The sequence below is a fragment of the Coprococcus sp. BIOML-A2 genome (assembly GCF_009875795.1).
GTDB classification, from domain to species: Bacteria; Bacillota; Clostridia; order Lachnospirales; family Lachnospiraceae; genus Coprococcus; species Coprococcus aceti.
In genome coordinates this window covers 227346-250778 of sequence record NZ_WWSI01000002.1, presented here as the reverse complement: position 1 = coordinate 250778, position 23433 = coordinate 227346, and the positions used below count along the sequence as shown (strand labels likewise).

28 protein-coding genes are annotated in these 23433 nt (G+C 42.5%); all 28 read right to left on the bottom strand.

Going from position 1 to position 23433, the window contains the following annotated elements:
* Positions 1 to 9: 9 nt before the first annotated feature.
* The 28 genes from GT575_RS05395 to argB all read right to left on the bottom strand — a co-directional run bounded on the left by GT575_RS05395 (position 10) and on the right by argB (position 23396).
* The gene (locus GT575_RS05395; RefSeq protein WP_155176167.1) at positions 10 to 1944 is read right to left on the bottom strand and encodes a DNA polymerase; all 1935 of its coding nucleotides are present in this window, start codon (positions 1942 to 1944) and stop codon (positions 10 to 12) included.
* Positions 1925 to 2095: a hypothetical protein gene (locus tag GT575_RS14900; RefSeq protein ID WP_173021894.1), complete on the bottom strand. Its 171-nt coding sequence runs from the start codon at positions 2093 to 2095 to the stop codon at positions 1925 to 1927. The genes GT575_RS05395 and GT575_RS14900 overlap by 20 nt, the downstream gene beginning before the upstream one ends.
* A 65-nt stretch (positions 2096 to 2160) precedes the next feature.
* Positions 2161 to 2703, bottom strand: coding sequence for a DUF2815 family protein (locus GT575_RS05390; RefSeq protein ID WP_155176169.1), 543 nt, complete (start codon positions 2701 to 2703; stop codon positions 2161 to 2163).
* A gap of 3 nt (positions 2704 to 2706) precedes the next feature.
* Positions 2707 to 3834, bottom strand: coding sequence for a DUF2800 domain-containing protein (locus tag GT575_RS05385; protein WP_155176171.1), 1128 nt, complete (start codon positions 3832 to 3834; stop codon positions 2707 to 2709).
* A complete protein-coding gene (locus GT575_RS05380; protein ID WP_243142444.1) occupies positions 3834 to 4175 on the bottom strand; it encodes a hypothetical protein in 342 nt (113 codons plus the stop codon). Before GT575_RS05380 ends, GT575_RS05385 begins: the two co-directional genes overlap by 1 nt.
* Positions 4176 to 4189: 14 nt before the next feature.
* A complete protein-coding gene (locus GT575_RS05375; protein WP_155176175.1) occupies positions 4190 to 4384 on the bottom strand; it encodes a hypothetical protein in 195 nt (64 codons plus the stop codon).
* Positions 4385 to 4394: 10 nt separating this feature from the next.
* Entirely contained in the window at positions 4395 to 4793 is a 399-nt protein-coding gene (locus GT575_RS05370) for a DUF7768 domain-containing protein (protein WP_004845631.1), read from the bottom strand.
* An 87-nt stretch (positions 4794 to 4880) separates the two neighbouring features.
* Positions 4881 to 5216: an HTH domain-containing protein gene (locus GT575_RS05365; protein ID WP_161171685.1), complete on the bottom strand. Its 336-nt coding sequence runs from the start codon at positions 5214 to 5216 to the stop codon at positions 4881 to 4883.
* A gap of 567 nt (positions 5217 to 5783) precedes the next feature.
* On the bottom strand, positions 5784 to 5960 hold the full coding sequence (locus GT575_RS05360) for a hypothetical protein (RefSeq protein ID WP_155176180.1): 177 nt from the start codon (positions 5958 to 5960) through the stop codon (positions 5784 to 5786).
* A gap of 273 nt (positions 5961 to 6233) precedes the next feature.
* Positions 6234 to 6929: an ImmA/IrrE family metallo-endopeptidase gene (locus GT575_RS05355; RefSeq protein ID WP_243147846.1), complete on the bottom strand. Its 696-nt coding sequence runs from the start codon at positions 6927 to 6929 to the stop codon at positions 6234 to 6236.
* A gap of 106 nt (positions 6930 to 7035) precedes the next feature.
* A complete protein-coding gene (locus tag GT575_RS05350; RefSeq protein ID WP_243142445.1) occupies positions 7036 to 7503 on the bottom strand; it encodes a helix-turn-helix domain-containing protein in 468 nt (155 codons plus the stop codon).
* Between the two features lie 105 nt (positions 7504 to 7608).
* On the bottom strand, positions 7609 to 7842 hold the full coding sequence (locus GT575_RS05345) for a hypothetical protein (protein WP_155176184.1): 234 nt from the start codon (positions 7840 to 7842) through the stop codon (positions 7609 to 7611).
* 134 nt (positions 7843 to 7976) lie between these two features.
* Positions 7977 to 8486, bottom strand: coding sequence for a hypothetical protein (locus tag GT575_RS05340; protein WP_155176186.1), 510 nt, complete (start codon positions 8484 to 8486; stop codon positions 7977 to 7979).
* A gap of 32 nt (positions 8487 to 8518) precedes the next feature.
* Complete coding sequence (locus tag GT575_RS05335; RefSeq protein WP_155176188.1) at positions 8519 to 9103, bottom strand: hypothetical protein; 585 nt, start codon at positions 9101 to 9103, stop codon at positions 8519 to 8521.
* 28 nt (positions 9104 to 9131) lie between these two features.
* Positions 9132 to 10019 (bottom strand): GIY-YIG nuclease family protein, encoded by an 888-nt coding sequence (locus tag GT575_RS05330; protein ID WP_155176190.1) that lies wholly within the window; start codon positions 10017 to 10019, stop codon positions 9132 to 9134.
* A 21-nt stretch (positions 10020 to 10040) separates the two neighbouring features.
* On the bottom strand, positions 10041 to 13166 hold the full coding sequence (locus GT575_RS05325) for a type I restriction endonuclease subunit R (protein WP_161171684.1): 3126 nt from the start codon (positions 13164 to 13166) through the stop codon (positions 10041 to 10043).
* A gap of 12 nt (positions 13167 to 13178) precedes the next feature.
* Complete coding sequence (locus GT575_RS05320) at positions 13179 to 13775, bottom strand: restriction endonuclease subunit S (protein WP_161171683.1); 597 nt, start codon at positions 13773 to 13775, stop codon at positions 13179 to 13181.
* A 47-nt stretch (positions 13776 to 13822) separates the two neighbouring features.
* Entirely contained in the window at positions 13823 to 15061 is a 1239-nt protein-coding gene (locus tag GT575_RS05315) for a restriction endonuclease subunit S (RefSeq protein ID WP_161171682.1), read from the bottom strand.
* On the bottom strand, positions 15054 to 15269 hold the full coding sequence (locus GT575_RS05310) for a hypothetical protein (protein WP_243142447.1): 216 nt from the start codon (positions 15267 to 15269) through the stop codon (positions 15054 to 15056). The genes GT575_RS05315 and GT575_RS05310 overlap by 8 nt, the downstream gene beginning before the upstream one ends.
* 2 nt (positions 15270 to 15271) lie before the next feature.
* Positions 15272 to 16840 carry a type I restriction-modification system subunit M gene (locus GT575_RS05305; protein WP_155176196.1) on the bottom strand — a complete coding sequence of 523 codons (1569 nt, stop codon included), beginning with the start codon at positions 16838 to 16840 and terminating at the stop codon, positions 15272 to 15274.
* 33 nt (positions 16841 to 16873) lie between these two features.
* Positions 16874 to 17053, bottom strand: a complete 180-nt coding sequence (locus GT575_RS05300; protein WP_155176197.1) for a DNA-binding protein — start codon at positions 17051 to 17053, stop codon at positions 16874 to 16876.
* Positions 17054 to 17128: 75 nt separating this feature from the next.
* A complete protein-coding gene (locus tag GT575_RS05295; RefSeq protein WP_155176200.1) occupies positions 17129 to 17317 on the bottom strand; it encodes a SymE family type I addiction module toxin in 189 nt (62 codons plus the stop codon).
* Between the two features lie 60 nt (positions 17318 to 17377).
* Complete coding sequence (locus GT575_RS15405; RefSeq protein ID WP_161171681.1) at positions 17378 to 18313, bottom strand: ComEC/Rec2 family competence protein; 936 nt, start codon at positions 18311 to 18313, stop codon at positions 17378 to 17380.
* A 108-nt stretch (positions 18314 to 18421) separates the two neighbouring features.
* Complete coding sequence (locus tag GT575_RS05285) at positions 18422 to 19357, bottom strand: GerMN domain-containing protein (protein ID WP_243147845.1); 936 nt, start codon at positions 19355 to 19357, stop codon at positions 18422 to 18424.
* A gap of 9 nt (positions 19358 to 19366) precedes the next feature.
* Positions 19367 to 20842, bottom strand: coding sequence for a sensor histidine kinase (locus GT575_RS05280; protein WP_022217180.1), 1476 nt, complete (start codon positions 20840 to 20842; stop codon positions 19367 to 19369).
* Position 20843: 1 nt separating this feature from the next.
* Entirely contained in the window at positions 20844 to 21530 is a 687-nt protein-coding gene (locus GT575_RS05275; protein WP_015533197.1) for a response regulator transcription factor, read from the bottom strand.
* A 29-nt stretch (positions 21531 to 21559) separates the two neighbouring features.
* Positions 21560 to 22177 (bottom strand): ComEA family DNA-binding protein, encoded by a 618-nt coding sequence (locus GT575_RS05270; RefSeq protein ID WP_015533198.1) that lies wholly within the window; start codon positions 22175 to 22177, stop codon positions 21560 to 21562.
* A gap of 328 nt (positions 22178 to 22505) precedes the next feature.
* The gene (gene argB, locus GT575_RS05265) at positions 22506 to 23396 is read right to left on the bottom strand and encodes an acetylglutamate kinase (protein ID WP_015533199.1); all 891 of its coding nucleotides are present in this window, start codon (positions 23394 to 23396) and stop codon (positions 22506 to 22508) included.
* Between the last annotated feature and the right edge of the window lie 37 nt (positions 23397 to 23433).

The window sequence follows — 23433 nt, the reverse complement described above, 5'->3', positions numbered from 1 at the left end:
AAGCTCCTCCTAATCTTTCTTGTAAAACGGACTTTCAAATCCCGCAGCCTTAAGCGGAAGCCCCTCACACCAGTCAGGGCATACCGCCATGATCCCATTGACTTCTTCCACCGAGGATGTCCCCTCCGGCACTTCAAGCACCACTTCATCATGGATGTGGCACACGATATCAAATCCCTTCTTTTCCAGACGGAGCATTGCCTCTGCCAGTACATCCCTTGCGGTTGCCTGGACGATGTTCTCGCAGAATTTTGCGCCATAAGATTCGATCTTCGTCCACTTGCGGTTCGTGCCGATTCCTTCATAGCTGACACTTTCCGAGCCAAAGCGGTTCACGGTCATCCTTGGTCTTACATAGGACAGCACCCTTCCGGACGGCAGTGCGATCTTTAACATCCCGGACTGGTAATATACCGTCACCATTCCGACCTTTGTCATCTTCCTCTCTTTCACGGCAGCCTTTACTGCGCTGTCAATTTCATACCAGTAATTCACGATGTGTGGATTTGCTGTCCTCCATGACTGCACCAACCCTTTCAGTTCCTCTTCTTCCACAAAATTTAATGCTCCCATGCTGATGAGCGCACCTTCCGCACCTCCATACTGACAGGCAAGTGATGCCACCTTTCCCCTTGCACGGTACGGACTTCCCTTTGTGATCTCTTCGATTGGGATATGGAACATCTTGGATGCCGTCTGCTCATAGATCTTTCCGGCACCACGGAATTCCTCCATGACCCATCCCTCTCCGGCAAGGTAGCCCATGACCCTCGCCTCGATTGCGGAAAAATCGCTGACGATGAATCTGCATCCGGGTCTTGCCACGAATGCGGTACGGATCAGCTCCGAAAGCACATCCGGTGTGGAATCATACAAAAGCTCCACCAGGTCATATCTGCCTTCCTTTACAAGGGAGCGTGCCAGTTCCAGGTCTTCCATATGGTTCTGCGGAAGGTTATGGATCTGCACGAGTCTGCCGGCCCATCTGCCCGTGCGGTTAGCCCCGTAAAACTGCAATAATCCGTGCACCCTGCCGTCAGGACATACCGAACGCTCCATTGCTTCGTACTTCTTTACGGATGTCTTTGACATGGCAAGTCTCAGCTTCATCATTTCTGCCACATCACCCTGTGTGTTCTCCACAAGTTCTTCCACGGCAGCCTTGGCAAGGGAATCCACCTCAATGCCCTTTTCATTCAGCCAGTCCTTAAGCTGCGATACACTGTTTGGATTTTCCAGTCCTGATATCTCATATGCCTTCTTCGTTACCGTTTCCTTATACAGAAGGTCGCATGCCACAGCGTGTCCGATAAGTTCCTGATCCACCATGATACCCCTGTCATTGATTCTCTGGTCCATGCAGTAGAGTTCCTGCTCCCTGTCCGGTATCGGGAACTTCGAGAGTTTGTTCCTTATCTGCTTTTCCACATCCACGTCACGGATGCAGTATGTCTTGAACAGTTCCCACTTCTCCGGTGCATCAGACGGAAGATTCCTTGTCCTGCCCCCGTTTGCCTTGGTAGGCTTGCACGGCATACAGAAATAGCGGATGAGGTCTTTTCCCTCGGACATCTTTTTCTTATCAAGGTTCAGTGCTTCTCCCACGCCTTCCAGTGACAATGGAAGTGACAGCATGGATGCCTGGACAAGCGTACATCTCCATCCTTCCGGTTTTAAGGAAAGACCGAAGAATCGGTTGATACAGTTCCGCTCGAATGCTGCATTATAAGCGGTCTTTATTACGGAATCATCTGTAAGATATTCCATGATCTCATCCGGTATCTTCTCCCCGGATGCCAGGTCAATGATCTGCGTCGGTTCGTCATTCAGACTGTATGCAAACAAAAGGATCTCGAACTGCTCCGATGCTGCATACCTGTGTACCCCGCAGTCCGGCAGTGACACATCTGAATAAGTTTCAATATCAATTGCAAGTGTGTCCATGTTTCTGTTCCTCCGTTCTTTTCTTTATTCTGTTGATCCCCGTTCTTGCAGCTTCCACGTTGCCGGACTTTATCTGTCCCTTGATGGTGCGGAACGTATTATATGGAATATATTTTTTTATGCTTTTTAACTCTTTCATCAGTTCCTTCATGGCATCTCCTTTATGTATCCGGGCGGTGTATGCCACCGCCCTTCCTATGGTCTACTGCTTTGTTCCTATGCGAGGAAATCATCCTCCGCATCCACTGCCTCGAACTCATCCTTTGCATTGGCTCTGGAACCGAGAGGCTCTCCGTCCCTTAACTTCTGTACATTTCCGAGTCCGGCAGCAACGCCCTTATTTCCGTTGCTGTTGTAAGCATAAAATGTAATGGATACCCTTCCGTAGCAGCCGGAATATACCTCGCTCTGGTCAAGGATCGGCTGTACCTGTCTGTCCACGATCTGAGGTGCCTGTTTACTGTTGGCATTCAGGAACATTCCGTTCTGGTACGCCTCGTCTTCAGGTCTGTCAATGTCACCGTCTCTGAGCGGTGTCTTCAGGTTTGCCGGGATCTTACCGCCCCACTTGCCTTTTCCTTCATCCTTTGCCACCTCAATTGCCTTTTTGATCTTGGCGATGGTCTCCTTATCATTCTTGTCGATGATGCAGGAGACGGAGTACTTCGGTTCGCTTCCGTTGATGGAGTCCGGCTCCCACAGGTGTGCATAGCTGAGTCTGCAAGGTACGATTACTTTTGTTAAATTTGCTGTTGTCATAATTTAGTCCTCCTTAAAATCCGCTTCTGCGGTTGCTGTTTTAACTGCCTCTCTTTTATCTGAATCCGGCACCAGTGTGACCTTGCCGTCAGGCTTGTACACCAGTGAGCCAAGGATCTCATTAAATTTCTTTGTGCCCATCAGCCTTTCCATCTCGGTAATGCCGATCAGGCTCTTTTTATAGATGTCCGTGTATCCGGCTTTCCTTGCCGCCTCTGCCACATCCTCTTCATCCGTATATTTACGGTTGCTTCTTCCCAGGACCAGCTTATAGCCCGGCCATTCTTTATGGTTAACTACTGCTTCATTCTGAGCATAGGTGTAAACCTCCTCTGCCCATTTCTTCAGTGCATCGGCCTTGGAAAGGACTTCTGCAATTTCCTCATCCGACATGAGGGCCGGCTCGGCAAATTCCATCTGGGCAAGTTTTAAATATTCCTCTGCCCTTGCACGGCATGTAAATCTTGCCTTGCAGAATCGGCAGTGGTCTCCGGCTTTAAACTCCCCCTCTCCGGCAAGAGCCTTTGCTGCTCTCGGTTCAAGAACATCCTTTCCCCATGCAAGCAGCTCCTCTGCCGATATCTCCCAAGTGGAAAAATGTTCGATTCTCGGTTGGACGATGGTAAGCTCCACCGTGTCGATCTCATATAAGAAACCGAGCATGTCCAGAACTCCCAGTCCATAGATCATAAGTTGGACATTCTGTTCCGCATCGACCACCACGCCCTTGCCGAGCTTCAGATCGATAATGTGGATCTTATGGGAATCGACCACCACCATATCTGCAGTACCGAAACATCCTTCGATCCTGTGTGCCAGGCTGACCTTCAGTTCCACTCCGATGAATGGTTCATCACAATCCTTCCTTGCCTGTTCGATCTGGGTGATGTTATATTCCACGTAATCGTCCACGGCTTCAAGCAGTTCATCCGAATAATAATCAGATACAGGTCTTTTAGTCCTTTTCTTCAGATACTTATTGATGAGGTACTCTGCCATCGCATGTCCGGCACTCCCTTCTGCTGCGAAGGGAGATTCTTCATCCGGGAACTGCTCCTCCAACAATAACGATGGAGGGCATTCCAGACGTCTTTTGCCGGACGATGGAGAGAACCTTGCGTGTCCGCCCATTAAAGCACCTGCGCTTTCTCATACAGTTCCGGCAGTTTCTCATCAGGAACGTCTGACAGCTTCTGGAATCCGAACTGCTCGATCAGATTCTTTACCTCGGATGTCTTTCCTGATCTGGACTTGTCCGCCAGAAAAGCACGGACCGTCTTGCGGTCAACGGTTGTCTCCTTCGGTGCAGCTTCTTCCTTCGGTGTATCTGCCACAGGAGTTTCTTTCTTTTCAGCCTTCTTCACAGACTTCTCCTCTTTCTTTGGTGTATCCTTCTGTGCTGCAACCATCTTTCTGATTCCGGCAGCAATCTGCTCGTAGCCCTCGGCCACTAATAACAATGCCTCACTCATGGCGTTCTCTCCTTTCAAATGCGTGCCAGCTTCACATCACCTGTATACACATCAATTTTGTTTACGCTGGACTTATACTTTCCCCAGTCCATCAGAATATGGAACGGGTACTCCTTTACAACGGCTGCTTTTTTCTTCTCTTTTCCACGGGTGACCATAATTCGGTCACCCTGATTCAGTCCATAACGGACATTTACTCTTCCTGACATGGCGGATCTCCTATCTCATGAGCTTCTGCCCCTTGATCAGGGAACGGTACTCATCACTGGCACGGTCATCAATCGGAAGCGTTTTGACACAAATCTGTTCAAAATTTCTGTCATAAAGTCTTACAGGCTTCTTCATTTCCTTGGCATGTTCCAGTTCGAATCTCATGCCTTCCGTAATCTCAAAACCGAAAACATAGACCATATCGCATGTATCCATGAGTTCCAGTCCCATTTCAATTCCTGTCATTCTCTCGTTGGGATTCTTCTCATCAAGGAAGGTTGGAAAATAGATATGTGGTGCAACTGGGACATTCCCAGATTTGGCAACGATCTTTGCGTAATATGCTGCCTTCTTTTTGTTTTCCTCGATGTTGCCCTGATACGGGCTGCAGATAAAGATTTTCATCATAATAATTCATCCTTTCTCATTCGGCTCTCATGGCCGTGGGGTTCTCGTAAATATTGTTCGTGGACAACAGATCGTCATCTGCTTGTCCTAGACTGCTGGACTATACTTGTTAGAGCCGTATTCACGGAGCATCTGGTCAAGCACTTTTTTCTGGGCATCATCAGCTTTATCCATCAACTGTTCCAAAACTGAAGTCTGTTCCTTTGAAAAAATATTTTTATGTGGGTGATACCAGTCAGCAATACGGACACCGCCTCCGTTACCTCTAGTAGTTTCAAGAGGATACTCAGCCGTAAGTACAAGAATGTCATTTCGGATAGTTCTATCCGTAACACCAAGCTCCGCAGCTAAGACCTGCATATTCTCTTGTCTTCGTGCGACCATGATTCGCATGATCTCAGCTCTTCGCTCATTTGCACTCACAGCTTTTCACCTCCCTTCGTCCTTGTCTGATAGAAATATAAAATCCAAATAGGAAGGCTAATTTCCTATTCGATTTTTTTCATGAATTTTTTTCCTATTACCTTCTTCTCTTTATTCTCTTTTTTATTTTGAAAAAAAACGTGTTTTGAATTTTTCAAACGGAGAATATATAAGGTTAGGTATTTTTATCTCCAATGCTGAACTGAATTTCATCGATCAGAAGAACATCAATACTATCCAAATGCGTATCGTAGTCAGGCAGCTATATATTTGTTCTCCCTTTTGTTCCTGAAAATCTTTAATTCTTTGTTCACTGCAATGGAGAAAATTATCTGTGTAATTAACCTAATACGTCAGCTTTTCATTTTTTTGAAACAAAAAAAGCCAACAGTCTGTCACACAAACAGGCTGTTGGCTAAAAATGGCTGACTTTAAGAAAGCCACTAGAATCTCTGATTTTTACAGCATTCTACTAACATCCCTGTTTCGTAGGCTACTGTAATATCAGCACATCCTAGTGGCTGTCTTTACAAGCTAGTCCGATTATTAAGTTTACTGTTCTGCCCATCATAAAACACAGGCAATTTCTGCTTTTCCTATCTGAATCGGAATATCCTCTTTCGTAACTGCACATTTATGAAGCACCACAACATTCCCTGATACTTCCGTCTCTGTTTTGCATACAAAACATTTTTTGTTGTATGGGCACTCCTTGGTGCATCTATGTATCACTCCATCTGCCATGTGTTCTCACCTTCTTTCCATAATCTGACATCTTCCTTTTTATGATATGCCTCGTGTCGAAAAGCTATAACAAAAAGTATGCATATTTTTTCAATTTCTTCATATCTTATTCTGAAACCTATATTATTGTTATACTGGTTAATCCTGTAATATATTCCATCAATCAACATAATATTCATATTTTCTCTGCGTTCATTTGTTCGCTAACTTGCTAACACTTAGAGTAAAAAAAATATGCGGATCATTCTGTAATCCGCATACTTCAACCTTCTGCTAGTAATTACAAGCCAAATCAAAAGAAATCATGTTAAGGATATCTGTACTCAGTTGTGTCTCCTGTGGAATATATCCAAGCTGTTTCAGTCTGTATCCCGCTGCTTCAAACGAAACATTAAATACGGAAGCCACTTCTTCAGCCAATGCATAATGATAAAAAATCTGCTGCAATCCGGGCCGTTTAAAATTTTCAGCTACCATCCGTACCATTGAAACAGGCATCAGAACTGCAGATGATAACGCATTTGCCTGCCATTCCATCCAGTCCTTGTCTGTCCAGCTTTTCGCTGTCCGGCAGTCCATCTTCTTTGTGTCCACACGGCACTGAACCATTGGTGCCGGAGTTTCTCTCATCAGGTCAAACAGCGTTATCTGGTCAGGATCATAGGCAAAATATTCTTTATGTAAAAACTCATGTCCTGCCTCGTGTCCCATCGTAAAACGATATCTGTGTTCCTGATTTTCTTCCAAGAGCGTCTTATCGATTATCACGGTATGTGCTTTTGCACTGATATAGTCCGCACAATTATTCTGCGGATCATACACGGGTACTTTGTCCGTGTCATTGAACACCGTCATACCAAGATAAACACCGCAGTGCGACAGGTACTGAAAGTCCTGATCCATTCCCAGATAATCCTGTGCCAACAAATCGATATCTATTTCCTGTGGAGATTTTAATGCTTCCGGCATAAAATCCCCGACAATATTTTGTCCGATAACATCAATCTCTTTTCTGCTTAACACTGGTGCCCCAGATCTCTTTCTTTTAATTTCAGGTCTATACATATATAGGTTCTTACCCCTTTCGCTTTCTCAGTTCCTCGACAAACTGGTTCCATTCTTCTTCTCCTGCATCCAAGTCCCTTGCCGTCCTCAAAGCTGCACTGACATAGTCCCGTTCCATGATATATTCTGGAAGGTCTGGTGCTACGGCATTTCTCTTCTTTCCAGCAAGGTCAAGCATCTGTGCGTTTTCTTCTTTTGACAAATTCAGTATCTGCGCAAGTTGTGTAAGTTTTTCCATATCGAAGGGGTTGCGTCTGTCTTTTTCTACATCAGTTAAAAACGGTGCGGATACGCCTAACATATCAGCCATTTTCCTCAGTGTGATTTTCTTTTCAACTCTCTTCTTGCTTATAAATTCTCCAAAATTCGCATACATCATAATTTTCACCTTTTCTTTGTTTTCACTTTTCTTTTCGTTTTCGCTTTGTTTTTCGCTTTTTAACTTTTTCGCATTTTCACTTTTTATATCGGTGTTCATTTATTAGCACGCTTGCTTGTTCGCTAACTTGCTAACTAAAGTATATAAAATTTGAAGGGGATTGTCAATCATATTTTTTTGCAAAATTATCCCCTTCCATTCACTTTAGTGTATGTAGTCATATGGAGAACGATATCCCGTCCTTTTTTCTGTCTTTTTATGTATGGAAGAATCCGCATCTTCATAACTTGCAAAAAGCCTGTTGCTTCTCACTTGAATGCCGCCTCTTGTGCCAAACCGGATTATATAAAATTCTCCGTTCCGCTTAACTATAGTCACTTCACGGATGATCCGGTTGCTCTCGACAATATAAGCTGTCGAACCGATTTCAAATGTCATGTAACCATCGCCTCCTAATACTGTGGTCAGTCAAGGGAAAGTGAACCAACCTGATAGTGTTACTCTGCGATATGTATCCTAACGTAGCGATGTTATAATTATAAGAACATTTGTTCGATTTGTCAATAGGTCTATTATTTGAAATAATACGAAGCATTCTTTTTTGTTTTTACCGTATATTGTTTTCCCGTACTATCATTCACATAAAAGACCAACGGCTTACTCTTCTCTATATTATCCTCATTAGCTTCCAAAAATAATTGGAATTTATCTTTCTGCCACTGCAGATCTATGGATTCTTCCAAATCCAGTGTTTGTGGCAGCTTTGTATATGCCATTTTTTCTATTCCATTCGCATCCAGAGGCGGCATTACAATGGCACTCCCCTCTTTAAGACGCACTCCCCATGTACGGATGATAACCTTTCTGTTACCTGTGTTAGTAACACTTATCCCAATAAATTTGACCGATTCTCCCGTATTAGGATTATATAATTGAAAATTATCTGAAAAAGCAAGTTTTATAATTTTCTTTTGGCTATATTTTGTTTGCCATAATGCAACCACAACCGCTGCTGTTGTGGCAACAGCACCAAGTGTACCACCAATTGCACCGAATGCCGACCAAAACAGATTCCAGTCCATGTTCATCGCACCCCTTTTCCAACTGCCGATTATTACTTATCATCATTAAATACTGCATGTATAAATTTTTCTAGCATAGAATCAAAAGTTCCTCCTGCTACATCCCCTTTGATAATTTCTTTCCGCTTATCAGCATAAGTTATCTGAAGGTTATAACTGCAACCATCACACACCTGTCCTTCGATGATATTCTTTTCCCATAATGGAGCACCTATGATTTTCTGCAGACTGCATGCAAGTCTGTATACCTTCTTTTCAGATACCTTCTCTTCCGTCTTAAACTGATATTTCCGGTTCTGCCCTTGGTATGTATATTCTTTACACCTTCCATCAGGATATATTTCATATACCCACGACTGTTGGGAATCTATCGTGCACGGACCATTCTCCACAACCTTATATCGTATTTTTGTAATCTGAGTAGCTGGGAGCAGTTCCTTTGACCATCTGTATCCGCAGTCAAGACAGCCATAATCCTCGTGTGGCATTCCATCTATCATCTCACATCCACCTAGGATAAGTTCTCCCCGCTCTTCTGCTTCAAAAGCTTCATGGGACGGATAACCGTATAATATTGGTGCAGTCCTGTCTGATCTGCACTTTGGACAAATAACCATACTGCTATTACCTTCTGCCTACAAAATACTAATTTTCATTCATTATTTCACAGTTTTCAATTTCCTTTAAAGTTCGACCATTTTCATCTTTCCATCGAGTCAAACCATTATCACTTTTGCCAACAACAAACATCGCAGCACCCGATGGACTTGAAAAAAGCATATCGTCCTGCAATATACCATCTACGATATTACTGGTATGTCTTTTCTCTTTTATTGTGTCAGGAACAGTGCTATCATCTACTGGAGATATTTGGCTTCCTTTTAGTACAATAAATCCTTCAGATGTGATAGTTCCCTGTGCCTCAATTTTTCCTATATTTTTTATGGCACGCTCCAAATACAGTTTTAAATCTTCTTTTTTCTCCGTATCGCCAACTGCATCATCTTTTGGAATAGCATTAGTATATGCATCCAATACCTTATAGCCAAGTGCATTAATTAGTACTTTTACATTATCAACAAATTCTTCCATACTTGCAACTTGGGACTCTTTTAGCACAGTATTTTTATATGTATTTTTTGTAAGGACCTCATATCTATTACACTTTCTTGCAATTTCAACAAAGCGATTTTCAAGATACCTAATCAACGCTTTATTAAGGTCTCTTCCAATAAATATAACTGCTGTATTCCAGTAATATTTTTCTTTCTCTGCCTGTGCATCCCTTAAATGCTGAACTAATCGTTCCTTTACGTTTTCTGCTTCTCCTATATATACGGAATCTTTCCCGTTATCTCCTTTGCAGAACAAAAAATATACTCCAGCCTGCTTTATATCGTCTCTATTGCATGTAGATACCTCAATCCGTGGAATTTTGATAGCTTTACCATTCCAATTTGACAATTCTGCCGTTATTAAACTATCAGCAGTACCATTGACTAGAAATAGCTCTATTGATTTACCATATGACATATCTTAAGTCCTCCGTAATTTTTACTTAGTAAATGTCGATGAACCACCTATACCGAAATACTTTTCAAAGAAAGCTTTCAGTTTGTCAATAACACCCTGTTTCTTCTTGGCTCTGCCACCACCGCCAAAGCGTGAAATCGGTGGCATAAGTTTATCTATGTCCGTTCCGGCTGTTTTGATCTCTCCGTCACGGAACGCATTCTCCATGAACTTCCGTGTATCTTCCGGCTTCAGCTTTTCTTCCGTAATAATCGCATTAAGGTCATGGTCTCTCTGTTCCACTACATACTCATGCCATTCATTCATGACATCATCCACATCATTGATTCCTGCTATAAAAGTTTCAATGAGCTGTTTCTTGCTGCGCAGTTCCGGGCTGGCATCAATCGCCTTATTGATGGTAATCAGAACTTCCTTGTCTTCGCAATGGGTATCATGGTACTTCTTTACGAGCATGAGAATATAATCAATGTTAATTTCTATCTGCCGAATCAGTTCAATCTCAAATACTACATCATCCGTAATATCCGTGCTTTCCTGACGCTTGCGTTTCCACTCATCACGCAAGTCCTGATAGCGTCCAAGGTAATCCTGTAAATCACGTTCAGAAATCAGCTCGTTCCCCTTGAAATCATCAAAGGAAAGCAGCAGATTTCTCATACGGAGAATTGCACCAAACAAAGCAATAAAATCCTTTTGGTTTTGTTCTCCAACAATCTGTGGTTCTGACAGTGGAAACTTATTATTCAAATCTTCCATCATGTCCACATACCCCGGCATTGGCTTACCATCTACAGATTCATATCCGTAATAATAATCCTTAAAGCTCTGCAGCAGAACAATGCCTCCGGCATTCTTGTCTCCGAACAAAGAAATGGCGCTATCCACTCGCTTTTGCAGATTTCGGAAACATACAATATTTCCAAAGGTCTTGATGGAATTCAGAATACGGTTGGTACGGGAAAATGCCTGTATCAGCCCGTGCATTTTCAGATTTTTGTCTACCCACAACGTATTCATGGTTGTAGCATCAAAACCTGTCAGGAACATATTTACTACGATCAGAATATCCAGTTCCTTGTTCTTCATGCGAAGCGACACATCTTTATAGTAATTCTGGAATTTATCACTTGAGGTATCGTAATTCGTATGGAACATTTCATTATAATCCTTGATAGCTTCTTCCAGAAATTCTCTTGACGGCTGATCGAGGGCAGCGGTATCCTCTGAATTTTCTTCATCCAGAATACCATCCGATTCTTCCTCATTTGCACCATAACTGAAAATAGTTGCAACACGCAGTTTCTTGGTCGGATCTGCTGCCATCTGCTTTTTGAATTCCTGATAATACAGTTTTGCCATCGGAACGCTCGATACTGCAAAAATGGAATTAAAACCACTGATACGCTGTTTCTGCTTGATTTCCTCTACCTCGTCCCGTTTGGCAGAAGCCACCTCTGCAATATTAGTCAGCGTATTATATATGTAAGTTTTATCCCCGCGATAGGTCTTCTGGTCAAAATGTTCCAGTATGTACTGTGTTACAATTCGGATACGCTCAGGAGCCATCATAACCTTTTCACGGTTGATGTCCCATACCATCTCGTCTGTGATTTCTTCTTCCACATCCATCGTTTTAATATAATCCACCCGGAATGGAAGAACATTTTTATCGTTAATAGCATCCACAATCGTATAACTGTGGAGTTGATCTCCAAAGGTCTGACCTGTAGTAAAGAATTCTGGATTCTTGGCTCTGCCGGAATTGACAGAGAAAATCGGTGTTCCTGTAAATCCAAACAGATGATATTTCTTGAAATTCTTCACAATCGCAGTGTGCATATCTCCGAACTGACTGCGGTGGCACTCATCAAAAATAATAACAATATGTTTCGTATACACTTCATGCCCCGGATTCTTTTTTATAAAGGTAGCCAATTTCTGGATTGTAGTAATGATGATGTGTGCGTCCGGGTCTTCCAACTGCCGTTTTAATATGGTTGTCGAGGTATTGCTGTTGGCCGCACCTTTTTCAAAACGGTCATATTCTTTCATGGTCTGATAGTCCAGATCCTTACGGTCAACTACAAACAGCACCTTATCAATATAAGGTAGCTTCGATGCCAGCCTTGCCGTCTTGAACGAAGTCAGCGTCTTGCCGGAACCTGTGGTATGCCAGATGTAGCCACCACCCTCAACACTGCCGTACTTCTTATAATTATTTGCAATTTCTATACGATTGAGAATCCGCTCCGTAGCCGTAATCTGGTACGGACGCATGACCATCAGCATATCCTCTGATGTAAAAATACAGTATTTCGTAAGGATATTCAGAATCGTATGCTTTGCGAAAAAAGTCTTTGTAAAATCAATCAGATCAGGAATCACACGGTTATTGGCATCAGCCCAAAAGCAGGTAAACTCAAAACTGTTACTGGTCCTGGTCTTACTTGCTCCCCGTTTCTCATGTTCCTTTCCCGCATTCCGTCTGGTACTGTTGGAATAATACTTTGTGTTTGTACCATTTGAAATGACAAAAATCTGAATGTATTCATACAGTCCGCATCCTGCCCAGAAAGAATCCCTCTGGTAGCGGCTAATCTGATTGAAAGCCTCTCGGATGGCAACACCTCTGCGTTTCAGTTCAATATGTACAAGAGGCAGACCGTTTACCAATACTGTAACATCATAGCGGTTGTCATGCTTTGCACCATTCTCTGTGCCAATCACATATTGATTGATGACCTGCAGTCTGTTGTTATGGATGTTCTTTTTATCTATGAGTGTAATATTCTTGGAAGAACCGTCATCACGAGTCAGGACTTGTACATTGTCCTCCTGTATCTTCCGGGTCTTTTCCACGATATGTTCATTGGGATTGGCAACGGCATTTTTGAAAAAGTCATCCCACTCTGTGTCTGAAAACTGATAGTTATTCAGTTCTTCTAATTTCTTACGGAGATTGGCAATCAGGTCTTTCTCCGTGTGAATAGACAGATATTCATATCCCTGCTCACAGAGCAAACGGATAAACTCCTGTTCCAGTTCTGATTCACTCTGGTAACTGTCAGAACGCTTCTTGACTGGCTCATATTCTGTGACAACGGTATTCTCCGATGTCTCCGCTACAATATTAAAATACGGCACATCCTCGCCTCCTTACTTTGGTAATTCTTTAAAAGATAACAGCTTATCCCTGTAATATTCATACTGCTTCTGACGAGCTTCGATTTCTGCCGGAAGTCCCACGGACAGGTCGTTGCAAATGCTATGAAATTTATTCAACACATTTACAATCTCTTGCTGTTTTTCTATACTCGGAATAGCAAGCTGATACTCTGCAATCGTTTTTCCCGTTAAGGATGCTCTGGTTGTAAATGCACAGTGGCTTGTAACATACTTTCTGAAATCTTCGGTTGCAAAACAAAATACACAATATTCCGGCAATAAATAATTTGTTTTTGGAGTTGCCTTAATGGTAAATCCATTAAATACACAATCGCCAATATCATCAAGCATTACCGATGACCAACCAACATCTTCTGCTGTCTCTGACGTTCTGGTAAAAAACACATCTCCACGGTGAACTCCCAACTTTTCAATTTCTGCAGGAGTACATTCAACCAGTGCGGTAATATCCTCTCCCTTGAGAAATCTGTTATTATAAACATCCGTATATCGGATAAAAGGAATGCCTGAACCAAAGAAATCCTTTCCTTTGCTCAATCCATTACGGAAATCAAACAGACTTCCCATCGGCAGTGTAACATAGCCAAACACATATTGAATGAGCTTAATTGCGCTCAGCTCTGTCTGTCTGTCTGTCTGTCTGTCTGTCTGTCTGTCTGTCTGTCTGTCTGTCTGTCTGTCTGTCTGTCTGTCATGAGCGTGCTGCCTGTTTCAGCAAATGTCAAGAGCAAATCTCGATAATATTCATATTGCTTCTGGCGTGCTTCAATTTCGGCTGGCAAGCCAATATCCAAGTCAGTGCAGATAGAGTCAAAATGTTCAATTACCTGTACCAATCTTTTTTGCGTAACAAGCGGTGGAACAGCAATAAGCACTCTGCCGATATCATCCTTATTTATCTTTGTAGGTGTTGCATCCCACAAAATCCATTTACTTAATTCTCTTCGCCCCCAACCACTTTCCAAATAATACTTCAAATACTTGCTATCAAGAATATCTGCATTGGGACGCAACAATGCAAGCGAAACATAATAGGCTAAATCCTCATCGCGATCTACCACTGTACATTTTCCGATAATGCCCGCAGTAATTCTCGTCATAAAAACATCACCTGTGCGAGGTTTAATTTTATACTTCTCATAAGCCTCTGGCGAAATAAACTTTTGTGTTCCATACAAATCATCAATATTTTCTACACTCACAAATGGTATTCCACTGTTAGTATATTTTGGTGTTTGATGTGTTCCGTCATAAATTTCACAGATAGTATTCAGCTTGACTTTTTCAGTTCTACACTCTTTTTGTATTAAAGTGTCTCTGTAAAAATCATACTGTTTCTTCCGAGCTGTAAGCTCGGCTGTAAGCTCGGCTGTAAGTAACGTGAAAGAGTCCAAAACATGGACTATTTCACGTTGTACCTCCAGAGGAGGTACAGGGAGCATAAACTCCTCTATCATAGGTTTTCTAATAGATTTTACAGTTGCACTTACCGCCTTACGCATAATAAAGCTCTTGAAAAATGCACGAAAATAGTGAAATGCAAATTTTACATCAACTGAATCATCTATAAAATGTATTCGATAAACCCTTTGATGTATAGCATATTTTCCATTTATATAATGATATATTTCCCCTATACCACCTTCGCCTGGTATGATAATTGCTTCCTCATCATATTCCCAATCGTTTTTTCGTTTCACGGTTTGAGAACGTATAAAAAAAGGATATTCTCCATCTTCTTGTGCTTCATTTCCATTACTACTACCCGTTCCAACTTCTGCCAATTGTTTTATTGCCTTATATTCAATACCATTCGGACATAATCTTTGAATTAAATCGTCTATTTTACTCATGCGTCTGTCCCTCACTTAATTTATGATACTGCTTTTTCCATGCACGAGAAGGTTTTCTACAAATACAATCTTTTGATGTAAAAGCACAAATATCTGTAATTGAATTGTTTGCACAGATATCTGGATTATTTGCTCTACATCCATAAGTTTGCACTTCTGTGTCAAGCTCATTCAACGGTGCATTAAAAGGTATTTTCAAATCTTTCATATTCATGCACCCACCTCAATTTCTACAATGATTTTTGCGATTTCATCACGAAGGACTTGTTCACGAGCAACGATTTCTTCAATCTCAGCATTCAGCTTTACAATATCAATTTTTTCACGGGTATCCTCTGCCTCCACATAAGTAGACACAGAAAGATTGTAATCATTCTCCACAACTTCTTCATAAGATGCCAAATGAGAAAAATGCTTTACTTCTTCACGCTTAGCGAAAACATCGACAATACGATTTATATTATCTGGTGTCAGCTTATTGTTATTTGTAACCTTGATACATTCATTAGACGCATCAATAAAAAGCATCTTATTGTCAGTTTTACTTTTCTTCATTACCATAATACAAGTTGCAATGGAAGTACCGAAGAACAAGTTACTCGGCAATTGAATGATACAATCCACAAAGTTATTATCTACAAGATATTTACGAATTTTCTGTTCAGCACCACCACGATACATAATTCCCGGAAAACATACAATAGCAGCCGTTCCGTTAGATGCGAGCCATGACAGACTGTGCATAATAAACGCCATATCTGCCTTGCTTTTTGGTGCAAGTACTCCAGCAGGAGAAAACCTTGGATCGTTAATTAGTAATGGATTATCTGTTCCCGCCCATTTTATAGAATATGGCGGATTAGACACGATAAGCTCAAACGGTTCATCATCCCAATGCTGTGGACTAAGCAATGTATCTTCACAGGCTATATTAAATTTATCAAATCCCACATCATGCAGGAACATATTAATACGGCACAGGTTGTAGGTTGTGATATTGATCTCCTGTCCATAAAATCCGTTACGAATAGCATCCTTTCCAAGAATTTTCTCTGCTTTTAAAAGCAATGAACCTGAACCACAAGCCGGATCATATACTTTATTGATTTCCGTTTTTCCTACAGTTCCAAGGCGTGTGAGCAGTTCGGACACATCTGCCGGAGTAAAAAACTCTCCACCAGATTTTCCGGCATTCGATGCATACATAGTCATAAGGTACTCATACGCATCACCAAAGGCATCAATGGAATGGTCTTTCACATCTCCCAGATTCATTTCACCTACGCCATTCAACAGTTTTACAAGTTTTTCATTACGCTTTGCAACGGTAGAACCCAGTTTATTGCTGTTTACATCATAGTCATCAAACAGTCCGGCAAAGTCGTTCTCTGCCTCACTGCCTTTCGCCGATTCTTCAATATGACGGAACACACATTCCAGTGTTTCATTTAAGTTTTCGTCATTTGCAGCATTGGCACGGACATTACAGAAAAGTTCACTCGGAAGGATAAAAAATCCTTTTTCCTCTACCAGTCCCTCTCTTGCTTCTTCTGCATCCTCATCCGGCATTTTTGCAAAGTCAAAATCAATGTTACCCGCATCAATCTCACCACTGTTTATATAATTACACAGGTTTTCGGAGATATAACGATAGAACATCGTGCCAAGGACATAATTTTTGAAATCCCAACCATCGACAGCTCCACGCAGTTCATCTGCAATCGCCCATATTGCACGATGAAGTTCATCTCGTTCCTGTTCCTTTTTGGTATCAACCATTCTCTTTTCCTCCGTCATTCAAGTATCAGACAATTATTCCCTTTTATTTGTAATTCGTCTTGGATCAATTGGTTTCTCAGCTCCTTTTGGTATCATCCACATCCGACCGATAAGGACAGCACCTTTAACTCTGCCTTCCTTGCAAAGTACTGCAACTCTTCTCTGTGAAACATTCCATTTTTTTGCCATTTCTGCTGATGATAAATAATCCATTCGTTTTCCTCCATCAAATCCAACAAATGATATCATAATTATTATATTCGAGGTTGCGAATAGTTGCAAGCTAATTTATAGCCATACTTCATTTGCCTTTGTTATAATTAGGCGTCCATCCTCGCACTTCACCTCAATCTGCTCTCCTATGTCAAATCCCAACTCTGAAAGCCACTTTCCTTTCAGTACAATACTTGGTGTTCGCTTGTACTGATATCCACTTGCTTCATAAACCTTCATTTCTCTATATTTTTTATATGCCATATTCATCTTCTCCTTTTGCCATTTTTTAGACTTCTGCCATAAGATTAAACTTACGCTGAATTATTGCTTCTTTTGCCAATTTATACATTTTGTGAGATACCCCCTTGAACAAGGGAAACGACAACGGGGAATAATTTCCTCGTCTAAGCACAGTTTTAGAATGTAAATTATAGCGATAGGTAGTGGCACAAATGCCCAGTTTATGCGGGTTTCAGGCACTAGGGGGATATCCAACTTTAGAGTCTTAACACCGGATATCGCCAGAATATGAGCTATTCCATTCATCTGAAACAGCTTCTTCGTATCCCTGTCAATGCCGCTCTTATCCCCCAGTAGCATTGCCTTTATCACCGAGCCATCCGTCTCTCCAAACACACTGTCTGTGATCTCCCCGGACTTTATACGCAGCCTGAACAGACTGTCTCCTATACGGCTGTAGTCCTCTCCACACTCCAGAATGGAGATATCCTTTCCTACTATATATATTCCCTTGTGCGAATAATATTCCCGCGCATCGAATTCGCCCGGATTATCTGCAGAGTCCGGCCTTGACAGACTGCAGCTTAAGGTCAGCTTCATTCCGGTCTTCAGGCTTCCCACGTCTTCCATGTACAGCAATACCTTTGATCTTCCCCGGTATTCCACAGTTTCTTCTGAGTCGCCTCTGCCAAATGTTATCCATTCCGCATACACATATACCCGCCATTCATCGCCGGACTGCCTGATCTCGTACACCTTTCCTTCTATACCGCCCGGCTGCTGCCCATCGAGCTCTTCTGCGAGTCTCTCCTGCTTTGACATAGCACAGCCATTCATATAACCGGTCAACGAGATCATTCCAAATATCATCATACTCAGAACGCATCTGACGATCCTGTTCTTTCTGTCTTTATCACCATGAGCTTTGCCACTATAAAAAAACATGGCTGTACCGGCTTTGTCCATGTAAACCGACAATACCGGTGCAGCCAATATGATCAGACCAATTATAAGCACTGAACTGTCAGCCGCCTCTTTATACGCCTCTCCAAGCGCAAAGCATACTGCTATCCAGAATAATGGTCTCTTTATATTCGTATCCTCCTGTTTTGTTCAAACTTCTGTTTATCTCTCAAGCTTTGAATAATCAGCAGTAAATTTCCTGCTGAGATCGATGTTGTTCAATCTGTTATTTGTATTATCCACATTTATCTGTACACTCTTGACATCTTCAAGCTCCATGAGGGAATCCACAACAGAATACACAAGTATCTCATCGTCCACACCTGCTGTTCCATCCGCAAAGCTCTCATTAAATGTTATCGTACACACATCGTCAGCATCATCCACAGTGACACTCTTAACCACAGTTTTCTCATTGAGCGGTACAACTGTTCCATCGTAACTCATTCTCAGTCCTGCAACCATCTGTTCCTCCAGTGATTCAGGCGCTGATCTGTCCAGATCTATGGTCTTCTGAACCAGCTTCTGTCCTGTGCTGTCCGGCATATATATGTTGTACTCTTCATGTGGATTCATGAAGTTGTCCATATCTGAAAATGAATCATTTGTGAGCTCCTCACGCACGATACTGTTCTCATTTGCAATGTCAGTGTATTCATACACAACCTTCTTCACCGATTCGATCTGTGTCAGAGTTCTCACAAATGCCGCCTTGCTTAGCACCATCTCATATGTGTCAGTGGCCTCCCAGTCAACGTTGAACATAAGATTGATCGTCGCCTGACCGTCATATGTATATCTCTGGTACGTAACGCCCTGGGGAACCGGAACCTGTTTATCCGTCATTTCCCCACTGTCCATCAATGCGTTCATCACAGTGTCGATAAGATTCTCCGTCGTGACGAGCTGGTCTCGGGTGAAAACCTCCGGGAACAGATCAGTCCACGTTGAGTTTGCGTAGTACAGAGTCAGATTTTCATCTGAATTGTCTGCTGAATTTTTCTTTCTGCCATTCTTGCTGTCGCTTCCACACGCCACAAGAATCACCACTGCAGCCATGACCACGGCAGTGAGCATAATTCTTTTTTTCGTCGTCATATTAATCCCTTACTCGTGAGCCTGTAATGGAACCTTTACCGTAAATGTAGTTCCTTTTCCCGGTTCACTATACACATTTATAGTTCCTTTGTGCATGATAATTATATTCTTCGTGATGGCTAGTCCCAGACCGGTTCCACCAGTGTCTCGACTTCTCGCCTTGTCTACTCTGTAGAATCTCTCAAAAATATGATTTATGCAATCCTCCGGTATTCCTACACCGGAGTCTGCTACCTTGATATAGAAGTTCCTGTGGTCTGAATTGAGCGAAACCTTTATCCAACCGCCATCAACGTTATACTTTATTCCATTCTCTATCAGATTCGAGATCGCAAGAGTAAACTTCACCTTGTCTATCTCTGCCTTTATGTCTCCAAAGCTCTCAAATGAAAGCTGTATACTTCTCTTCTCCGCCAGAGGCTTAAGTCTCTTGAGTATGAGATCCATAAATTCATTCATATCCACAGGCTCTTTATTCAGGCTGTCAGGGCCTTTGTCAGTCTTAACGAGTGTAAGCAGATCACTTATGATCTCTGCCTCCCTGTCTATCTCCTGAACTATATCCTCCATGAATTCTCTGTACATCTCCGCCGGCACATCACTCTGGGTGAGCAGCGACTCTGACAGAACCTTCATGGATGTTATCGGTGTCTTTAACTCATGTGAGACATTTGACACGAATTCCTGACGGGACTCCTCAAGAAGCTGTGCCTTGTTGAATATATCGTTTATATCCTTTGTCAGCTCCTGTGTCTCCCTGAACATACCGTCCACGCTCATCGGTTCAAGGCTGCCGCCTTTCATTCCCTCTATCTCGTTTCTGACATGGTTCACATCCCTGACTGATAACTTAGCCGCAAAATAAGCAGCTATCAATCCAAGTATCAACGATATCGCAAACAGATAAGTTGCATTTCTCTTCATATATATTGACAGGTTCTCGAGAGCATCGGTCTCAAGAGATATCAGTGCCACCGCATCTGTATAGCCCTCACTGTTGATCACTGGAACTATGCGCCTGTACACATTTTCCTCTGTCTCTGATATATACTTCTGCTGCCCCTTCATTACGCTGAACACGTTCTCATCCACCAGATATCTTCCGGTGTCTTTTCCATAGGAGTCCACCACGACCTTGTAATCAGTATCCACTATAACTATACGGGCAGAGAGAGAATAAGCCATGGTCTTTATCTCGTCCACGGCTCTCCCTATATCATCCTCCGCCTTGTGTTCATTCACTATATGGGCAATGTATTCTGCACACTCCTGTGCGTGTCTGTCAAGATTTCTCTCACTCTTCGAATTCACAGTGCCCGCCAGTATCCACAGTGCTGCATAGGCGATCACTGCCACACTGACTGCCACTATAAGCGATATGATCGTTCTCTGCCCCACTCTGATACTGACTCTGGATCTCTCCTGGGCGGTATTCTTCTCTTCAATTTTTTCTGTTTCAACTGTTGCACGTTTCTTTTTTTTCATATCAGCCCTTGAAGAAATATCCTACTCCCCATTTTGTATGAATGTATACCGGCTCACCCGGATTAGCTTCTATCTTCTCACGAAGTCTTCTAACATGCACATCAACTGTTCTCGCATCTCCCGGGTAGGAATCTCCCCAGATCGTATTCAGGAGTTCATTTCTTGAATATACCTTGTTTGGATGCGCCATGAGCAGCTCAAGAAGGTCAAACTCTTTGGCTGTCAAATTAAGCTCCTTACCACCGACAAATACACGTCTGCTGTCAAGCTCAACCTTCATTCCGTTGATCTCCATTACATTTGACGGTTTTGCAGGTGCCTGCTTGCGGTTGCTTCTTCTAAGTATAGCCTTGATCCTGGCCTTCACCTCAAGAATATTAAATGGCTTTGTTATATAGTCATCTGCACCATACTCGAGTCCCATGATCTTATCCATGTCCTCACCCTTTGCAGTGAGCATGATAATAGGAACATTGGAAAACTCTCTGACCATCTGGCAAACCTCTATTCCTGTGTATACAGGTATCATTATATCCAGCAGAACTATATCGTAATCATTTGCCTTTATCTTCTCTATAGCTTCACCGCCATCGTAGGCTGTATCCACTTCCATATCGTCCTGTTCCAGGCTGAACTTCAGCCCCTTAACGATCAACTTCTCATCATCCACAACAAGAACTTTCTTCATCTTAACATCCTTTCTACCCCGAGACTCATTTACTCTGTCGATATATATGTCTCCAGTTTCTCATATATACTGTCTCCTATGCCGCTGACATTCTTAAGGTCATCTTTGCAGGCAAATGCTCCATTCTTCCGTCTGTACTCAACAATCTGCGAGGCCTTCGTCTCGCCTATTCCCGGTAACGTCATAAGTTCCGCAGCATCTGCACTGTTGATGTTGACCAGTCTCTGTTCCGACGCATCTGTCCCGGCTTCGCTCTCATCCGGAAGCTGTTCACCTCCGACAGGAAAGTACAGCTTCTGACCATCCTCAAGCACATCTGCAAGATTCACCGCAACGGTATCTGCGTCATCGGAGAATCCTCCCGCCGCCTCAAGGCCATCATTCGCCCTGGATCCGGCTTCGAGCTCATATACGCCCTCATTCTTCACTGCTCCGCATACAAAAACTGTTATGTATTCTGGAGTTTCTGAATGTATCGTTACACTGTCGTCTGCTCCGGCTTCTTCCGCGCCTTGCTGCGAAGCTTTCTCCGTAACATTCTCTTCTGAATTACCGGATATAGTTACCTGTTCTTCTCCACAGCCGGAACACAATAATGTCATTGTCAGCACGCATAAATATGCTAAATTTTTAATTATTTTCTTCATCGTGCGACACCTCCTGTGTCAGCACAGAATTACACAGGTTTATTGTATCTAAACACCTCTGAATTTACAACAATATATTTCTATTTTATTTCATTTTTGTTACTTTTTTCACAAAAGAGCCCTTTTATCCCTTATTCATTGATACTTTTTACAATACATAAAAATGTAACATTTTTATAAACTCCCCGATTCAGATCAGACATAAAAAAACAGCATACATGACCGGTAATCTTCCATCCTTACAGATGGCTGTCCACCATGGTCATATATACTGTTTTATAATTTACTATTTTATTATTTGAAGCTTTGTTATATTCTGCCATGCATCCTAGAATAAAGGCTCCTTGAGGATAGCAGTTCCGATACCCTTCTGGGTGAAGAATTCAAGAAGCAGGCAGTGCTGGAGACGGCCATCAAGTATATGCACTCTTGAAACTCCATTTTCCATGGCTGCGATACAGTTGTTAAGCTTTGGAAGCATACCACCGCCGACAACGCCCTTCTCTATGATGTCCTTTGCCTCGTGTATATCCATCTCTGAGATAAGTGTTGACTTGTCTGTTGGATCAATAAATACTCCCTCGATATCTGTGAGGAATACAAGCTTCTCAGCCTCAAGAGCTGTTGCTACTGCACAAGCAGCATCGTCCGCATTGATGTTGTAATCCTCGTAGTTCTCATCCACTCCTATAGGTGCGATAACCGGGATGAAATCATCCTCGATAAGTGATGTAAGGATGGATGTGTCAACATTTGTTATCTCTCCCACATAACCTATATCCTTGCCACCAGGGAACTTCTTCTTGACTGTGAACATTCCGCCGTCCTTGCCGCTGATTCCGACTGCCTTAAGTCCGATCTTCTGCATGAGACTTACAAGACTCTTGTTGACCTTGCCGAGAACCATCTCTGCGATCTCCATCGTCTCTGCATCTGTAACACGGAGACCGTTGATAAATTCTGCCTCCTTGCCGACCTTCTCTACCCATTTGCTGATCTCCTTGCCGCCACCGTGTACGATGACCGGCTTCATGCCGACAAGCTTCAGCATGGCAACGTCCTTGATAACGTTGTACTTGAGATTCTCGTCAAGCATAGCGCTTCCGCCGTACTTTACAACCACTGTCTTGCCCTGGAATTTCTTGATATATGGCATAGCCTCTATCAGTGTCTGTGCCTTCTCAATTACCTGATCTACTGTGTAATCACCTATAACCATTTTTCTGTCCTTCTTTCTTCTATATTTATATATCTTC

What these genes read in the sequence shown, in the direction of transcription:
- GT575_RS05395 (WP_155176167.1), bottom strand. Translation starts at nt 1,944, where the DNA reads ATGGACACACTTGCAATTGATATTGAAACTTATTCAGATGTGTCACTG.
- GT575_RS14900 (WP_173021894.1), bottom strand. Translation starts at nt 2,095, where the DNA reads ATGAAGGAACTGATGAAAGAGTTAAAAAGCATAAAAAAATATATTCCA.
- GT575_RS05390 (WP_155176169.1), bottom strand. Translation starts at nt 2,703, where the DNA reads ATGACAACAGCAAATTTAACAAAAGTAATCGTACCTTGCAGACTCAGC.
- GT575_RS05385 (WP_155176171.1), bottom strand. Translation starts at nt 3,834, where the DNA reads ATGGGCGGACACGCAAGGTTCTCTCCATCGTCCGGCAAAAGACGTCTG.
- GT575_RS05380 (WP_243142444.1), bottom strand. Translation starts at nt 4,175, where the DNA reads ATGAGTGAGGCATTGTTATTAGTGGCCGAGGGCTACGAGCAGATTGCT.
- GT575_RS05375 (WP_155176175.1), bottom strand. Translation starts at nt 4,384, where the DNA reads ATGTCAGGAAGAGTAAATGTCCGTTATGGACTGAATCAGGGTGACCGA.
- GT575_RS05370 (WP_004845631.1), bottom strand. Translation starts at nt 4,793, where the DNA reads ATGATGAAAATCTTTATCTGCAGCCCGTATCAGGGCAACATCGAGGAA.
- GT575_RS05360 (WP_155176180.1), bottom strand. Translation starts at nt 5,960, where the DNA reads ATGGCAGATGGAGTGATACATAGATGCACCAAGGAGTGCCCATACAAC.
- GT575_RS05355 (WP_243147846.1), bottom strand. Translation starts at nt 6,929, where the DNA reads ATGCCGGAAGCATTAAAATCTCCACAGGAAATAGATATCGATTTGTTG.
- GT575_RS05350 (WP_243142445.1), bottom strand. Translation starts at nt 7,503, where the DNA reads ATGAACACCGATATAAAAAGTGAAAATGCGAAAAAGTTAAAAAGCGAA.
- GT575_RS05345 (WP_155176184.1), bottom strand. Translation starts at nt 7,842, where the DNA reads ATGACATTTGAAATCGGTTCGACAGCTTATATTGTCGAGAGCAACCGG.
- GT575_RS05340 (WP_155176186.1), bottom strand. Translation starts at nt 8,486, where the DNA reads ATGGACTGGAATCTGTTTTGGTCGGCATTCGGTGCAATTGGTGGTACA.
- GT575_RS05335 (WP_155176188.1), bottom strand. Translation starts at nt 9,103, where the DNA reads ATGGTTATTTGTCCAAAGTGCAGATCAGACAGGACTGCACCAATATTA.
- GT575_RS05330 (WP_155176190.1), bottom strand. Translation starts at nt 10,019, where the DNA reads ATGTCATATGGTAAATCAATAGAGCTATTTCTAGTCAATGGTACTGCT.
- GT575_RS05320 (WP_161171683.1), bottom strand. Translation starts at nt 13,775, where the DNA reads ATGGGAAGTCTGTTTGATTTCCGTAATGGATTGAGCAAAGGAAAGGAT.
- GT575_RS05315 (WP_161171682.1), bottom strand. Translation starts at nt 15,061, where the DNA reads ATGAGTAAAATAGACGATTTAATTCAAAGATTATGTCCGAATGGTATT.
- GT575_RS05310 (WP_243142447.1), bottom strand. Translation starts at nt 15,269, where the DNA reads ATGAAAGATTTGAAAATACCTTTTAATGCACCGTTGAATGAGCTTGAC.
- GT575_RS05305 (WP_155176196.1), bottom strand. Translation starts at nt 16,840, where the DNA reads ATGGTTGATACCAAAAAGGAACAGGAACGAGATGAACTTCATCGTGCA.
- GT575_RS05300 (WP_155176197.1), bottom strand. Translation starts at nt 17,053, where the DNA reads ATGGATTATTTATCATCAGCAGAAATGGCAAAAAAATGGAATGTTTCA.
- GT575_RS05295 (WP_155176200.1), bottom strand. Translation starts at nt 17,317, where the DNA reads ATGGCATATAAAAAATATAGAGAAATGAAGGTTTATGAAGCAAGTGGA.
- GT575_RS05285 (WP_243147845.1), bottom strand. Translation starts at nt 19,357, where the DNA reads ATGACGACGAAAAAAAGAATTATGCTCACTGCCGTGGTCATGGCTGCA.
- GT575_RS05280 (WP_022217180.1), bottom strand. Translation starts at nt 20,842, where the DNA reads ATGAAAAAAAAGAAACGTGCAACAGTTGAAACAGAAAAAATTGAAGAG.
- GT575_RS05275 (WP_015533197.1), bottom strand. Translation starts at nt 21,530, where the DNA reads ATGAAGAAAGTTCTTGTTGTGGATGATGAGAAGTTGATCGTTAAGGGG.
- GT575_RS05270 (WP_015533198.1), bottom strand. Translation starts at nt 22,177, where the DNA reads ATGAAGAAAATAATTAAAAATTTAGCATATTTATGCGTGCTGACAATG.
- argB (WP_015533199.1), bottom strand. Translation starts at nt 23,396, where the DNA reads ATGGTTATAGGTGATTACACAGTAGATCAGGTAATTGAGAAGGCACAG.